Genomic DNA, 14,396 nt, shown 5'->3' on the forward strand with positions numbered 1-14,396 from the left:
GCGGTCCCCCTCCCCGTGCCGGGGAGGAATGGCGTGATCATCGGTCTCGGCTCCGACCTCTGCAATATCGAGCGAATCCAAAATTCGCTCGATCGCTTCGGTGCGCGCTTCGAGAGCCGCGTGTTCACCGAGGTCGAACAGACCAAGGCCAATCGCCGCCCCTTCACCAAGGCCGGCACGCTGGCCAAGCGCTTCGCCGCCAAGGAAGCCTTTTCCAAGGCGGTCGGCACTGGGTTCAAGGCCGGCGTGTTCATGAAGGATATCGGCGTGGTCAATGCGCCGTCCGGCGCGCCGACGCTGGCCCTCACCGGTGGCGCGCTGGCCCGGCTCGACGCTTTGGTGCCAGCCGGACATAGACCCGTCATCCACCTGACCCTGACCGACGATCATCCCTGGGCGCAGGCCTTTGTCATTATCGAGGCGCTTCCCCTGTGACGACCGATCCCACCAGCCTGCACGACACGACCACCGACGCGCATAGCCCTTCCGAGGACGTGATGCCCAAATCGGACGTCAATTGGTGGCAGGAGATCAAGAGCATCACGCTGCTGATCCTGGCGGTGCTGGCCTTCCACAGCTTCGTCGCCAAGCCCTTCTATATCCCGTCCGAATCGATGATGCCGGTGCTGCTGACCGGTGACCGGCTGGTGGTGAGCAAATTCCCCTATGGCTGGTCCTATGTCTCGCCCAGCTTCCATCCGCTGCCCTTCCTGAAGGGACGCATCTTCGGGCGGTTACCGGCACGCGGCGACATCGTCATCGTGTCGCCGCAGAATAGGCGCGAGGATTATATCAAGCGAGTCATCGGCCTGCCCGGCGACATCATCGAAGTGCGCGGTGGGCAGGTGCTGCTCAACGGCGTGGCGGTGAAGCAGCGCATCTTGAAGCCGCTGCGCCTGCCCGTCGATAGCAATGCCCCCTGCCCCCCGCTGCAATTCCCCGGCGCGCGGATGCAGGGTGCGGACGGCAAGGATTATTGCGAATTGCCGGTGCGGCAGGAAATCCTGCCCAATGGCAAAACCTATCTCACCATCGACATGGGGCCGAGTGCGCTCGATTGGTATGGCCCGGTGCGCGTGCCGGAAAATCACGTCTTCCTGATGGGCGACAATCGCGACAACAGCGCCGACAGCCGCGCGCCGCTGGAGGAAAACGGCCTGGGCGGTCCCGTACCCTGGGAAGCGATCGGCGGCCGCGCCGAGTTCATCACCTTCAGCCTGGACGGCGATTCAAGCTGGAACCCGCTGACCTGGTTCGGTGCTTTCCGCAGCGGCCGGGCCGGCAACAGCCTGCGGCCGCAGAGCGTGACGGAGGTAGAATAGCAGACGTAGCTCGGCGCGTTGGCAGCGCCCCATGTCAAGCGCTTACCAGGCCGGAGTTCCAACGGTTCACTATTCTGACAGCAGGCGTCCAAATCACGCCATTCCGATATTGATGTCGGAAATCCAGCTTATGCTCGGATCGGCCATTCGGTATTGGCAAATCGGAACTGCACCGCAATGTTGATGTCCAAATTAACTTGCGGTGATCCAGAAACTGCCGTTCGCCCGCATCTCACTATGTTGCGCCCGCGCCCAAAGTTGAAACGGTCGTGGATTACCGAACTTTGATCAGCATCGCGGTCATTCTTTTGGCGGCGAAGGGCGGGAGTTTAACCGCTTTTGCCGCTGCGATGTCTGCGGCGCTGGGTTTGCCTACCTGGATCAGGGCGACCATGCCCATCGAATAATGCGGCATGCATTTGATGCCATAGAGGCCGGGCTTGGTTACGGTCAGCACCGCTTCCTTGTTCATACCGCCCTTCATCGGCGTCGCGCCCGCTGGCAGCATCGTGGCCATGGTTTCGGCATTATGGCTGGCATCGGTGGGCTGGAAGCGAATCACGTCGCCCGGCGCGGCCTCCACAAAGGCCGGTTCGAACACCATCGCGCCCTCCGCGCCCTTATTTTTCATATGGACGATGATGTCCTTGGCCGAAGCTGGAAGAACGGTCCCGCCCAGCATGAGGCCGACCAGCGCCACGCGCAGCGTCGAACGATGAAACATGGCATCTCTCCTGATATTATGGGCGCAAAAGCGCGGTCCGCCAGATCAATGGCGGAATCGCCGAAGCGTGCAATTGCACCTTGGTCCTACCCCTCCTCCGGTCGGGCGTTGATCAGCGGACGACCCAGGTCGCGCCAGCCGTCGGTCCCCTCCGCCAGCCACCAGATATTGGTATAGCCCAGCGCCCGCAGGCGGCGCGCCGCGTTCCAGCCCATCCAGCAATCGGCAAGGCAGAAGGTGATGATCATGCGGTCCCTGGCACCGCCGGTCAGGCGGACGAGGCCATCACTAAACCATCGGTCGATCGCGGGCGAGAGGTCGCCGCGTCCCGCTTCGGGAAACCAGTGCGCGCCGGGGATGCTCGGTCGTTCGCGGGCCAGGCGCCAGCGTCCATCGGCTTCGCGATGGCCGCCCTCGGCGGGTAGGACGTCGATCAGGATCGCGTCGATATCCGGCCGCAGCAGGGCGACCGCGACGGGGGCGATCCGCCCGACACCGTCGGGGGGCCGGGGAACGGGCGCACGATAATGCGCGACGCGATAGCCATCCGCGCCGAACAGCGTGTCATCCTCTGGCTGGGCCTGTGCGCCGGTCGCAACCAGCGTAAGCATCGCAGCTATCGCTTTGCCCCTCGCGCCCATATGTCCCTCCCCCGCTGCGTGACCAAAGGTGCAATGGTAGCGCCTTTCGCTTCGCCTTAGGCTTGGACTTTGGGAGAAGGTCATGGCGCGGCGTAGGCTTTTTCAGCTTCTGGTGGCCATGCTGCCAATGGCGATGGCAATGCCCGTGCTTGCTCAGCCTCCCTACCCCGACGATCCGTTGCAATCGCCGATGTGGACCGCACATGCGCGGCTGATCTTCGGAGATGACCCGGTGCGGTTCGATCCCCGCATCCGGTTGCTTTATCCGCAGGTGGCGGAAAACCAGCGCAGCTTTCCCGTGGCATTGGATGCGCGGGGCGTTGGCCCCGTGACGCGCATGGTGATCTTCGCTGATCTCAACCCGATACCGATCGCCATCGACTATCGCCCGGATCTGGCGGAACCCTATATCGCGACCCGGATCAAGCTGGATCAGCGGACCCCGGTAAGGGGAGCGGTGCAGCTGGCCAGCGGACAGTGGCTGGTGGCGGGCGGATGGGTCGATGCGGCGGGCGGCGGTTGCTCGGCACCGCCGGTCGGTCGCATCACAGGCGATTGGGCCGCCCATCTGGGCGAGATGCGGGGGGAAGCCTGGCCCATGGGGACGCAGGGCAGCAGCCGTCTGCGTATCACCTTCCGACATCCGATGGATACGGGGCTGGTGGCCAATATCCCCACCTATGCGATCGAGGAGATGAGCGTGCGGTCGGACAGCGGAACCATGCTGGGCCAGATGGCGCTCTTTGCGTCGGTTTCGGAAGATCCGGCGATCACCCTCATGCCCCGCGCCGCGCCTGGTGCCATCCTGTCGATCATGGCGCATGATACAAACGGGCGCACCTATGCCGCCAAAGTGCCGGTGGCGCGACAATCCGGTTCGATCCTGGCGGCGCAACCATGACGATGACGCGCCGGGCCATGCTCGCTGGATTGGCGCTGTCGGCGACGGCTGGCATAGCGAATACCACTTATCCCATCCATCCCGTAGCGGTGGCGGACGGCATATGGATGATCCACGGCGACGATGCGCCCATCCAGTCTTCCAACGGCGGAGCTATCGCCAATATCGCGATCATCGACACGCCCGTCGGCACGGTGCTGGTCGATAGCGGCCCTTCGCTCCGCTATGGCCGGGCGCTCAAGGCAGTGGCGGAAGAGCTGACAGGCAAGCCGGTCATCCGCGTCTATGTGACGCACCTGCATCCCGATCATGGCATGGGAATTGCGGCCTTCGATCCGGCGATCGTTGCCGCGCTGCCGCAAACCATCACGGACATGGCGCGGGACGGGCGCGGCTTTTCCGATGCGCTGTATCGCCTGCTGGGGGACTGGATGCGCGGCACTGACTTGGTGTTGCCGGGGCGGAAAATCACGGAGGCGTCCGAGGATTTTGGCGGGCGACGCCTACGCCTGATGGCGCTGGCGGGGCATAGTGCGGGCGATCTGGCGCTGTGGGACGAACAGACCGGCCTGTTGATCGGCGGTGACCTGCTGTTCCATGATCGCGCGCCTGCGACACCGACCGCAGACCTGCCGCGTTGGCGCACAAGCCTCGACAGCCTCGCAAAGCTGCCGCACCAGGCGGCGTTGCCGGGCCATGGTCCCTTCGATCCGTCGGGGCAGGAAGCCATTGCCCAGACACGCGACTGGATCGACTGGCTGGAGGAAGCCTTGACCGCCGCCGTCCGATCCGGCCTCGACATGGTGGAGGCTGGCAGCGTGCCGATCCCTGCCCGCTTCGCCGGGATGGCGGCGGCCCGCTACGAATTGCAACGCAGCGTGTCGCATTTCTATCCAGGGCTGGAAGCCAAATGGCTGCCAAGAGTGGATATGCCCGAAGGTTAGAAGCCCGCCCTTACCCCGACATACCAGCGTCGCGGGGCGCCCGGCCCATAAGCGCGCGGATTGCTGGCGCCGGGGACTTCGACGAGGTCGATCTCATCCACTTCGCTGAAGGTTCCGAATGTTTCATAGGTGCGGCCGAATATGTTGCGCACTTCGCCGAACATAGTGACGCCCGGCACGATATCGATACCGGCGCGCACGTTCGCGATCGCATAGCCAGGCAGCCGGGGCGTCAGATTGGCCTCATCGCCGACCAGATATTGTCCCGACCGCGCGATCAGGTCGCCACCCACCGACCAGCCTTTGCCCGCATAGTCCAACGTCAGCGTCGCGCTGTGCCGGGGGATGCCGGGCAACCGATCACCGCGATTTACGTCGATCGTGCCTTCGTCCTCCGCCATCGGGTTGGACGGACTGCTCAGCTCCATGGCGCTGCGATAGGTCGCATCGGTGAAGGCATAACTCAGGCCCACGACCAGCCCGCCATGCTCGGCTTTCAGCGATGCTTCGACGCCCTGCCGCCGGGTGCTGCCGATATTCTGGAAATAAGCGCGCCCGCGAATTTGCGAGGCGATATATTGGATATCGTCCTGATTGGTGGTGCGATAGGCCGACAGGAGCCAGCTCGCCCGCCATCCGCCAAGACCAAACGCACCCGACGCGCCCGCTTCCCAGCTTTTGGCGACCACCTGTTTGAGCGGCGGATCGGCGATGAAGAAATTGGTGAGGCTGCACGGCGCATTTTCGTCTGCGCAGGAGAGTTCCGCCGGAGTCGGGGCGCGGTTGCTCTGCGCATAGCCCGCGCGCAGCGACAGGCCTTCGGACATCTTATAGTCCAATTCGACACCGGGATTGAGCCGCCTGAACCGATGCGTTCCGTTGAGCGCTGTGCCGATGTGATCGACGAGCTGAATCCGCGCATGGTTCCAGCGGAGGCCGATTTCGGCCGACAAGCCGGGCGCGATCGGCACCCGGTTCTGCACGAACACGCCCCAATAATTGGTGTGGGCGACCAGGCCGACCGGCGCGATCGCATTATCCTGCTGGACGATGCGGCTGCCCAGGCCCTCGACGCTGCGATCGTCGGTCAGCGCCCCCAGTTCGGTCGACGTGTCGAAGCGCGTGCGGCTGGTGTCGTAGCTGACGCCGATCGCGAAATGGTTGATACCGCCCAGCAGGGCACGATCGTCGATGATCTGGACCAGAGCGCCCATCGCCTTGGTCTTGGTGCGTCCACGATTGAGCACGCCATAGCCTTCGCCCCCAAGCGTATCGGCTATGGGGTCGCCGTTGGCGTCGGTCAGGATCGCCTGCACCTCTTCGCCATCGTCGTCGGCGCCTATTGTTTCCAGGCATAGCAGGCCCGCCGCATCGTCCGCCTCGCACCCTTCGATGTCAGCCGCATCGCCGTTCATGGTCCGCAATGTGAGTTGCTGGGCATAGAGCGTGCCTTCGATCCGGGTCGTTGGCGATAGCGCGACCCAGGGGTGCAGGCTTGCCCGACCATAGCGGCTGCGGCCATTATCGGGCCAGGTGAAAACAGCCCGGCGGTCGGCCGCCAGCAATTCGATCGGCGACACGCCATTGCCGGTCAAATCCGTGTTCGCGCCTACGATTTTGAGGTGCAGCCCGCCGCCTGCGGTGTCGAAGCCCAGATCGGCATAGCCATTATAGAGGCGCGACAGGCTGAAATCGCGCCAGCCCTCGTCGCGACTATATTGGAACGCGCCAAAGGCGCTGACATCCCCGCGCGCCACGCCGCCCGCAATGCTGGCTTCGGCATAGCCGAACCGCCCGCCGGTGGCACTGGCCTCCAATCCCGGATGGCTACGCCCGGTCTTGGTTTCCAGCAGGATCGCGCCGCCCAACGCATTGAGGCCATAGACCGGGCTGGCATCCAGCAGGCTTATTTTGGCGATGGCGGCTTCGGGGATCAGGTCGAACTGGACCGTGTCGCCAAAAGGCTGGTTGAAGCGCGCCCCGTCCATATAGACGGCCAGTCCCTGCGATTGCCCCTGGAGCGGGGAAGCGATGAAGCCGCGATAGACCAGATTGGGCTGCCATGGGTTATTCTGCGCATCCTGCAAGGTGACGCCCGCCATGGTCCGGGTGAGGGCGGAAAGCAGGTCGGGCATCCCCGCTCTTGTTATATCGGCCGCGCCAAGGGCCAGCCCATCATCGCTGTCGATCCCCCCACCCGGCGCGGTCACGATGATGGTTTTCGACCTGCTTGCATCGGCGGTTTGCGCCGATGCAAGCGCAGGGGCCAGCGCCATGGCCGCGATTCCCGTCGATAGTCGGCCCCATCCGCGCATCTCGTCTCTCCCATTCCCTGTTATGCCCAAAAGGCTAGGGAAGGCGGGATGGGCGCTCCATTATACCTTGGGTCAGGCGGGAACGATCGCGCGGGTTCGCACCAGCTCCTCGACTACCGTCGGGTCGGCGAGCGTGCTGATATCGCCCAGCGCCTGGGCGGATACATCGCCCTCCGCAATCTTGCGCAGGATGCGGCGCATGATCTTGCCCGACCGGGTCTTGGGCAGGCCAGGCGCGAACTGGATGACGTCGGGAGTCGCGATCGGCCCGATTTCGGCGCGGACCCATTGCACGAGCGTCCGGCGCAGGCTGTCGCTCGGCTCTTCGCCCATGTTCAGCGTCACATAGGCATAGATGCCCTGCCCCTTGATATCATGGGGAAAGCCCACCACCGCCGCTTCGGCGACCTTGGCATGTAGGACGAGCGCGCTCTCGACCTCGGCGGTGCCCATGCGATGGCCCGATACGTTGATGACGTCGTCAACGCGCCCGGTGATCCAATAATAGCCGTCCGCATCTCGCCGGGCACCGTCGCCTGTCGTATAGGTGCCGGGAAAGGTCGAGAAATAGGTCTGGAAAAAGCGATCATGGTCGTTCCAGACCGTCTGCATCTGCCCCGGCCAGGATCGGGCGATGACCAGATTGCCTTTGCACGGACCTTGCTGCACCACGCCTTCGCCATCGACGATCTGCGGTTCGACACCGGGCAAGGGGAAAGTCGCACTGCCCGGTTTGAGCGCGGTTGCGCCCGGCATCGGCGCGATCATCGCCGCGCCTGTTTCGGTCTGCCACCAGGTATCGATGATCGGGCAGCGCCCTTCCCCGGCAATGGCATGATACCAGCGCCACGCTTCCGGGTTGATCGGCTCGCCCACGCTGCCCAGCAAGCGGAGCGAGGATCGGTCGGTCGCGGTGACGAAATCGTCGCCCTCCTTCATCAGCGCGCGCAGCACGGTGGGGGCGGTGAACAGTGTGTGGACCTGATGCCGGTCGACTACTTGCCAGATGCGGCTGGGCGTCGGCCAACTGGGCAGTCCTTCATACATCAATGTGGTCGCGCCATTGGCGAGGGGGCCATAGACGATATAGCTATGCCCCGTGACCCAGCCGATATCGGCCGCGCACCAATAGACGTCGCCTGGCCGATAGTCGAAGCAGAGTTCATGCGTCAGAGAGGCCCAGAGCAGATAGCCGCCGCTGCCATGCACGACGCCCTTGGGCTTGCCGGTGGAACCCGATGTGTAGAGCAGGAACAGCGGATCGCAGGCGTTCATGGGTTCGGGCGGACAGTCCGACACGACGCCTGCCATGGCATCATGATACCAGATGTCCCGGCCCGGCAGCATATCGATAGCGCCGCCGGTTGCCTGCACCACGATGACGCGACGGATGCTGGTGCAATGGTCCATGGCGAGCGCGGCATCGACATTGGCCTTGAGCGGTACGCGCTTTCCACCACGACGCCCCTCGTCGGCTGTGACCAGGATGGTGGAATCGCAATCGGTAATCCGACCCGCCAGCGCTTCGGGGGAAAAGCCGCCAAACACCACCGAATGGATCGCGCCGATCCGGGCGCAGGCCAGCAGGGCGATCGCCGCCTCCGGGATCATCGGCAGATACAGGGTGACGCGATCGCCCTTGCGCGCGCCCGCGTCTTTCAGGACATTCGCGAAGCAGCACACGGCATGATGCAGTTGCCGGTAGGTCAGGCGGCGCGGCGCTTCGGCTGGATCGTCAGGCTCCCAGATGATCGCGACGCTGTCGCCATGGTCGGCCAGATGGCGGTCCAGGCAGTTGACGGAGACGTTCAATGTGCCGTCGGCAAACCAGCTGATGCCGAAATCCGCTTCGTCAAAGCTGCTTTCGCTCGCTTTGGAGGGCGGTAACATCCAGTCAAGCCGCGCAGCCTGTTCGAGCCAGTAGCTTTCCGCATCCTCAAGCGACCGCTTATGATCGGCCATACGGCGGTCCTCGTTCATGCGGGCGCGCGTCGCCCATTCGGCGGGAACGGGGAAAAGCTCTTGCGACATCATATCTTCCTTCAGTGGATGAAACGCAGGCCGATCCACAGGGTCCGGGGCGTGCCCAAGTCCATCGATCCTGCAACATTGCGGGTGACCATAGTGGCGTCGAACAGGTTTTCGGCCCGTGCCACCAGCGACAGACCATGTCCGATCGGCAGGTCGGCAAAGGCATCGACCGTCAGGGCGTCGGGAAGGACATCCCCCTGGAGATCGTCCTCATATTGTTTGGCGACATAGCGCAGCGTCGCGAACGCCGAAGGCCCCGTTGTCGGTTGCCAGCCAAGGGTAGCGCTGGCGGCGTGGCGGGGGCTTTGGGCGGGGGCAAAGCCGTCGAACGCCAATCCCGGCGCACGGACGATGCTATGGCTATAGGCATAAGAGCCGGACAGGAGCAGGGCGTCGCGCAGCCGCGCGCGTCCGGTGAGTTCGACGCCCTTCGCGATCACCGCCGACACATTGCGCCGCTGGCGCAGATTAGGGGCGATGGTGACATTGGCGATGGCATCGTTCAGCCGATTGTAGAAAAGCGTCAGGCCAAGCGTGGCATCGGCAGCAGGATTGATGTCCAGCCCGACTTCCACCCCCTTCAGCCGTTCCGGCAGGAGTGCCGCATTGGCTTGTGTGGTGATCGGGAAGACGACGAACGGACGGTAGAGTTCGTTGAGCGTGGGCAGGCGGAAGCCGGTATAGGCCGCGGCGCGCAGGGCGACGTCCTGATCGACGCGGAACAGCGCGCCTGCACGTCCGCTGACCTGCCAGTCGCTGCGCCTGGCGAAATCGCTGTTGCTCGTCACGACGCCCGCCGCGGTCCTGCTATCGAAAAAGCTCCGGCGGATCGTCCAGCGATCGGCGCGAATGCCTCCCGTCAGGACCAGCGCTCCCAGCGTCCAGTCATCTTCCAGGAACAGACCGGTGGTGATCTGCTGCCCGCCAGCGCGGCGACGCGCGGTTACCGGATTGGCGGCCAGATTGGCATTATAGGCTTCCTCCGCCATCATGCCGTCCGCCAGCCGCGTATCGATGCCGAGCCGCAGCACATGCGCGCGTCCGACCGGCGGTCGCAACTCGATCTTGCCGCCAAGGCCGGTCGACGGCGTGTTCCGCTGATCGAGCGACTTGCGATAGGTCGATGCGCTGATGACGATATTGGAGAAATTGCGTGCCTGCACATAGGCCAGCGCATCCACTTGCCAACGGCCCCTGACCATCAGCCGGATGCTGGCATCCTGTCCCTCGCTGTGGCTGTCCGCCCCGGCAAAGCGCAGCGTCCGGTCATCGCGGAAGAACAGGCTGCGAAACTGCACTTCCATGTCGGATGACAGTGGTGCGACCGCGCGCAGGTTGACCGACCAGCCAGCATAGGCCGCTGGCGTGGTCGCGGCGACGCGCTGGGATTTCGGTGTCGTATGGAAGCCGTCGCCCCGGTCCCACCGGCCAGACAGCGACACGAAACCGCTTCCTAAATCCTGCGTCAGGGCACCGGATACTTCGCTGGCATGACGGCTGCCGTAAAAGGCGCTGGCGGATAGGTCCGCCAGGTCGTCCCGCGCCGCACTGGCCAGCTCGATCGTGCCCGCCACCGCGCCTGCACCAAAAGCACCCGATCCGCCGCCGCGCGTAACCCGCACGGCAGACAGGCGATCGGGCACCAGCGCGCTAAAAGGGATATAGCCGAAAAACGGGTCTGCCATCGGCACGCCATCCAGCAACACCAACGTCCGGCTGGACGCATTGCCGCCCAATGCCCGCAGAGTCGCACCCTGCGCCGAGGGGTTGGCCGACCGGCTGTCGGAACGGCGAAACTGCTGAAACCCCGCAACATCGGCCAGGATCGTCTCGATGCGGTTGGCGGCATTGCCGGTCAGGCGATCCCGGTCGATCATGACCGATCCATAAGCCGAACTGCCCGGCGGGAGAGGTAGGCTTTGACCCAGAACGACGATGGCGTCGCCTTCCTGTGCCCTGGCATTCGGCACCGGCAGGACATGGGCCGCACAGGACAGCATTAATGCGCCCCATGCGATCAGGCTGTTGCAACGCATTGTGCCGTCTTCCCCCTTTGTCGCCCCTGGGCGCGGCGACCTCCTTTGATCGGAGGCCGCCGCGCCATGCCCTCTGTTCAGAAGAACAGGATGGCGCCCGCTGCGACCGTGTCGGCTTCCGCTGCATTGCCGTTATGGGCCTGCGATTTGGTGCGGATATATTCGCCGATCAGCGTGACCCAGCTGGTCAGGCCATAGCGTGCCTGACCGACCCAGCTGCTGCTCTTGTCGAGCAGCGTAGGATTGGCCAGGGCATCGGCGGCGTTGGCGTAATGGAGGTTGCTTTCGCCATAGCTGCCGCCGACCGAAAATTTGCCGAACGTGGCCAGCCCCTGCAGGTAGAAGCCGTCGCTGTCGCGCTTCGCCCCGGTCGCATCGGTATCGAACAGGTTGAGCGCGGTCGTGCCCAGCCCTGAGCCATTATAATAATAGCCCGTCAGCATGATCGGCCCATAGCCGATCTTCGCCCCCGTATCGAAGCCGCTGCCCGTATAGGTCACGCCATCGATGCGATGATGTTTTTGCGTGATGCCCGACAACCAGGCGCGCGCGGACAGATCGCCGAATTTTCCGTCATAAACGATCTTGCCCTGAAAGCCCGGCGACTTGCTGTTCTCGCCCGGCCCGGTGAGCGATTCGAGCGGTTGGAAGATACCGGCGGAAATCTGGAAGCCGCCCAGCTTTGGCGAGGAATAGGTGATCTGCGGCTGAAAGTCGGTGTAGATATAGCCGATGCCGATCCGCCCCAGCGACGTGTTGGACGGCGCGACATTGCCGCCGCTCGACCCCACCGACAACAGGGTGATGTCGTTCAATATGCCTTCTGATCCGAACAGTCCGATATCGCGGCCCAACTTGAATTCGCCCAGTCCCGCACGGCCGATGGTCATATAGGTCTGGCGAAAATCGATACCGGCCGTCTGCAAGGCCGTATTGCGTCCGCCGCTATTGGCACCCCCGCCCGCGGCATAGGTCGCGCTGTTGATGCCCGGATACATGCCGAAATGTGCGCCCACATCCCAGCCGCCCTGGTTGGTCGTAATATCGAATTTCAGATAGCCGGGCAGCAGGCCGTTGCGGACCGACGCGCTCTTGCCACCGACTGGCACCACGCCGCCGACTACGGTTGTGTTCGGGCCGGGGGCCTGTCCGTTTTCATGGGTGTAGAAGCCATTGACCGACCCGGAAATCTTGACTGAAACGCCGCCGACTTCCATGCCGACGCCGCTATCGCTCATCCGCACCAGCCGCTTGTCGTCCAGCGACGCGGCCGCGACCTGAGCCGGTGGCAAAGCAGTGGGTGCGGTTGCGGCCTGCGCCTCGTCCTGCTGCGCCAGTTGCTGATATTCCTCGTCGGTCAGAATCCCCTTTTCGTGGAGCCTTTTCAGCAGCTCCGCCGTCGTTCCCGCCGCCGCCGGTGTTGCGGTCAGCGCGAACAGCATCGCCATCGCAGCCCCGCCCAGCCATTTCCCCCTAGACATCTCATCCCTCCCATTATGCGCCGGTCGTGCCGACGGGCGAAAGAGTGCGTCGAGTGCGGCGGGGTGCAAATTGGACTTTGGTTCTCGTTCCTTGGGTCAGAGGCGCAGGGAGGTCAGGGCGCGACGGCGATCCCCCAGGGGCCAGCGCCCACCGGCACCGTGCCGACGACCTTCGCACTGGCGAGGTCCACGATCGACACGCTATCGGACAAGCCATTGGCTGCATAAGCGCGCGTGCCATCCGCGCTGATGGCGACGTGCCACACCCGCTTGCCCACGGGCACATAGGCGCGCACGGTGCGCATCGCCACATCGACCAGCGCGATATGGTTGGCGCGGCCCAGCGCCACGATCGCCGTCTTGCCATCCGGCGTGAAGCGGATGCCGCAGGGCAGGATCAGATGGTCCTGCACCCCCGCAATGGCAAAGCGGATCGCCGCCGTGATCTTGCGCGTGTGTGGGTCGGCGATCTGGACGGTGCCGCCAATCTCGGCTGCGATCCATAGCTGCGTTCCATCGGCGGTGAACTCGACATGGCGGGGGCGCTGGTCCGTCTCGGTGGCGGCCACCATAGTTCGGGTCGTCAGGTCGATCCAATTGACGACATTATCCTCCTCCGACGTCACGACCACCCATCGGCCATCGGGACTTTGGGCGACCCCCTCCGGTTCCTTGCCGACATCCACCTGAAAGGCGACTGTGCGGCTTTCCAGGTCGATGGCCGTCAGTGCCGCATCATCTTCATTGGCGACGAACAGCGTCCGTCCGTCGCGCGACAGGAAAAACTGTTCTGGGTCCTGGCCCGATGGCAGGTCCGCGATGATCTTGCCCGTGGCGCGGTCGATCAGTTGCACGGCATGATCGCTGCTGGCGCAGAGCAGGATATATTTGCCGTCCAGGCTAAGCGTTATGCCGCGCGGGCGCCCCCCCACCGGCCAGGTTGCGAGCGGCGTCATAGTGGCCGCGTCGATCACGCTGATGCTGTTGCCCCGTTCATTGGAGACATAGAGCGTTTCGGCATGGAGCGCAGGCATGCCCGCAACCATCGCCAGCCCCGCCAGAGCGGCCTTCATCATGGCTAATCCTCTCCTCCATCGGCGCGTCATTGCAGCGCCCGCCCGGCCTATCGGGCTTATCGGTGCGGCGGGATTGTACCAATGGCCAATGGGGTGCGTGCCTCCGCTTCCCTACAACCCGTCTCCACAAGCGAGAGCGGCCGATATGGGCCGACAGACAGAGACGAGGATGGATGATGAGGAATAAGGGACGTATCGCATTGATCGGCGCCACCTGCCTACTTGGCGCGTCGATCACCTCATCCTTGTTGGCGCATGGCAATGTCACACCCCAGGCGGTGGAAACGGCGGCGTTGCCCGACATTGGCGAGGAGTGGCTGCAACATAATCCCTATCGCGGCAATGCCGACGCGGTGAAGATCGGCGAGTCGGCTTATGGCCAGAATTGCGCGCGCTGCCACGGGCTGGACGGTGAATCCGGCGGCATTGCGCCCGACCTCCGCTATCTGGAAGTCGGCGACAGCGGAGATGAATGGTATATCCAGCGCTTCCAGCACGGGTCCAGCCATGACGGCAAAGTCTATATGCCGCCCATGGGCGAAGTGCTGGGCCAGAAAGCCGGGTGGGCGATCCGCGCCTGGCTTGAAACCAAGCATCAGGAGTAAGCCGCCATGGATCGTCGCGTCTTCCTCCACCATGCGGCAATGGCCGCGATGCTCGGCATGTCGGGCTTTCCCTTGGGCGAAGCCGCAAAGGCCGCGCCGCTGGGCCGGGTCAAGGAACTGGGCGTGCTGCGGGTCGCCGTATATCGGGACAATCGCCCTTGGTCCTGGCGCAAGGATGGCCGACTGGTCGGCATCGACGTCGATCTGGCGCAGGCGCTTGCCAAGGGGCTGGGCGTGCGCGCCGATATTGCCGAGCTAGTCGCTGACGAAAGTGCCGACGATGATTTGCGCAATGGCGTATGGCGGGGCGGCCTGCTCGG

Annotated in this window: 13 protein-coding genes; 6 read left to right on the top strand and 7 right to left on the bottom strand. The window is 64.1% G+C overall.

The genetic code is table 11. The annotated features are described in order from the left end of the window. Nucleotides 1-33 precede the first annotated feature (33 nt). Both acpS and lepB read left to right on the top strand, forming a co-directional pair. Nucleotides 34-435, top strand: coding sequence for a holo-ACP synthase (acpS, locus tag IL54_RS08165; RefSeq protein WP_037478124.1), 402 nt, complete (start codon nt 34-36; stop codon nt 433-435). A gap of 62 nt (nt 436-497) precedes the next feature. Then, nucleotides 498-1,322, top strand: coding sequence for a signal peptidase I (gene lepB / locus IL54_RS08170; RefSeq protein WP_156106280.1), 825 nt, complete (start codon nt 498-500; stop codon nt 1,320-1,322). A gap of 274 nt (nt 1,323-1,596) precedes the next feature. On the opposite strand, the gene IL54_RS08175 is transcribed toward lepB, so the two are convergent. Next, nucleotides 1,597-2,046 carry a pseudoazurin gene (locus tag IL54_RS08175; RefSeq protein WP_037474655.1) on the bottom strand — a complete coding sequence of 150 codons (450 nt, stop codon included), beginning with the start codon at nt 2,044-2,046 and terminating at the stop codon, nt 1,597-1,599. A gap of 86 nt (nt 2,047-2,132) precedes the next feature. Next, nucleotides 2,133-2,657: a rhodanese-like domain-containing protein gene (locus IL54_RS08180; protein WP_202807661.1), complete on the bottom strand. Its 525-nt coding sequence runs from the start codon at nt 2,655-2,657 to the stop codon at nt 2,133-2,135. A 163-nt stretch (nt 2,658-2,820) separates the two neighbouring features. Between IL54_RS08180 and IL54_RS08185 the strand changes: the two genes are divergently transcribed. Further along, on the top strand, nt 2,821-3,588 hold the full coding sequence (locus tag IL54_RS08185) for a quinoprotein dehydrogenase-associated SoxYZ-like carrier (RefSeq protein WP_443211290.1): 768 nt from the start codon (nt 2,821-2,823) through the stop codon (nt 3,586-3,588). Continuing rightward, a complete protein-coding gene (locus IL54_RS08190; RefSeq protein WP_037474663.1) occupies nt 3,585-4,532 on the top strand; it encodes a quinoprotein relay system zinc metallohydrolase 1 in 948 nt (315 codons plus the stop codon). Before IL54_RS08185 ends, IL54_RS08190 begins: the two co-directional genes overlap by 4 nt. On the opposite strand, the gene IL54_RS08195 is transcribed toward IL54_RS08190, so the two are convergent. From IL54_RS08195 to IL54_RS08215, 5 genes are all read right to left on the bottom strand, one after another. Further along, the gene (locus tag IL54_RS08195; RefSeq protein ID WP_037474674.1) at nt 4,529-6,847 is read right to left on the bottom strand and encodes a TonB-dependent receptor; all 2,319 of its coding nucleotides are present in this window, start codon (nt 6,845-6,847) and stop codon (nt 4,529-4,531) included. The genes IL54_RS08190 and IL54_RS08195 overlap by 4 nt on opposite strands. A gap of 72 nt (nt 6,848-6,919) precedes the next feature. After that, on the bottom strand, nt 6,920-8,878 hold the full coding sequence (gene acs / locus IL54_RS08200; RefSeq protein WP_037478127.1) for an acetate--CoA ligase: 1,959 nt from the start codon (nt 8,876-8,878) through the stop codon (nt 6,920-6,922). 11 nt (nt 8,879-8,889) lie between these two features. Then, entirely contained in the window at nt 8,890-10,914 is a 2,025-nt protein-coding gene (locus IL54_RS08205; RefSeq protein WP_443210571.1) for a TonB-dependent receptor, read from the bottom strand. A 77-nt stretch (nt 10,915-10,991) separates the two neighbouring features. Continuing rightward, nucleotides 10,992-12,395: a porin gene (locus IL54_RS08210; protein ID WP_037474678.1), complete on the bottom strand. Its 1,404-nt coding sequence runs from the start codon at nt 12,393-12,395 to the stop codon at nt 10,992-10,994. A gap of 113 nt (nt 12,396-12,508) precedes the next feature. Next, nucleotides 12,509-13,471, bottom strand: coding sequence for a PQQ-dependent catabolism-associated beta-propeller protein (locus IL54_RS08215; RefSeq protein ID WP_037474681.1), 963 nt, complete (start codon nt 13,469-13,471; stop codon nt 12,509-12,511). A 176-nt stretch (nt 13,472-13,647) separates the two neighbouring features. Here IL54_RS08215 and pedF point away from each other — a divergent pair, with 176 nt between their 5' ends. Beyond that, the gene (gene pedF, locus IL54_RS08220) at nt 13,648-14,076 is read left to right on the top strand and encodes a cytochrome c-550 PedF (RefSeq protein ID WP_037474684.1); all 429 of its coding nucleotides are present in this window, start codon (nt 13,648-13,650) and stop codon (nt 14,074-14,076) included. A 6-nt stretch (nt 14,077-14,082) separates the two neighbouring features. Continuing rightward, nucleotides 14,083-14,396 (top strand): transporter substrate-binding domain-containing protein (locus tag IL54_RS08225; protein ID WP_037478129.1); only part of this gene is annotated, 314 nt, incomplete at its 3' end.

It is taken from the genome of Sphingobium sp. ba1 (assembly GCF_000743655.1).
Classification (GTDB): Bacteria; Pseudomonadota; Alphaproteobacteria; order Sphingomonadales; family Sphingomonadaceae; genus Sphingobium.

Excerpts from the sequence above, each read along its gene's own strand:
- IL54_RS08210 (WP_037474678.1), bottom strand. The coding sequence starts at position 12,395 with ATGTCTAGGGGGAAATGGCTGGGCGGGGCTGCGATGGCGATGCTGTTC.
- IL54_RS08180 (WP_202807661.1), bottom strand. The coding sequence starts at position 2,657 with ATGCTTACGCTGGTTGCGACCGGCGCACAGGCCCAGCCAGAGGATGAC.
- pedF (WP_037474684.1), top strand. The coding sequence starts at position 13,648 with ATGAGGAATAAGGGACGTATCGCATTGATCGGCGCCACCTGCCTACTT.
- IL54_RS08190 (WP_037474663.1), top strand. The coding sequence starts at position 3,585 with ATGACGATGACGCGCCGGGCCATGCTCGCTGGATTGGCGCTGTCGGCG.
- IL54_RS08215 (WP_037474681.1), bottom strand. The coding sequence starts at position 13,471 with ATGATGAAGGCCGCTCTGGCGGGGCTGGCGATGGTTGCGGGCATGCCT.
- acs (WP_037478127.1), bottom strand. The coding sequence starts at position 8,878 with ATGTCGCAAGAGCTTTTCCCCGTTCCCGCCGAATGGGCGACGCGCGCC.
- IL54_RS08205 (WP_443210571.1), bottom strand. The coding sequence starts at position 10,914 with ATGCGTTGCAACAGCCTGATCGCATGGGGCGCATTAATGCTGTCCTGT.
- IL54_RS08175 (WP_037474655.1), bottom strand. The coding sequence starts at position 2,046 with ATGTTTCATCGTTCGACGCTGCGCGTGGCGCTGGTCGGCCTCATGCTG.
- lepB (WP_156106280.1), top strand. The coding sequence starts at position 498 with ATGCCCAAATCGGACGTCAATTGGTGGCAGGAGATCAAGAGCATCACG.
- IL54_RS08195 (WP_037474674.1), bottom strand. The coding sequence starts at position 6,847 with ATGCGCGGATGGGGCCGACTATCGACGGGAATCGCGGCCATGGCGCTG.
- IL54_RS08185 (WP_443211290.1), top strand. The coding sequence starts at position 2,821 with ATGGCAATGCCCGTGCTTGCTCAGCCTCCCTACCCCGACGATCCGTTG.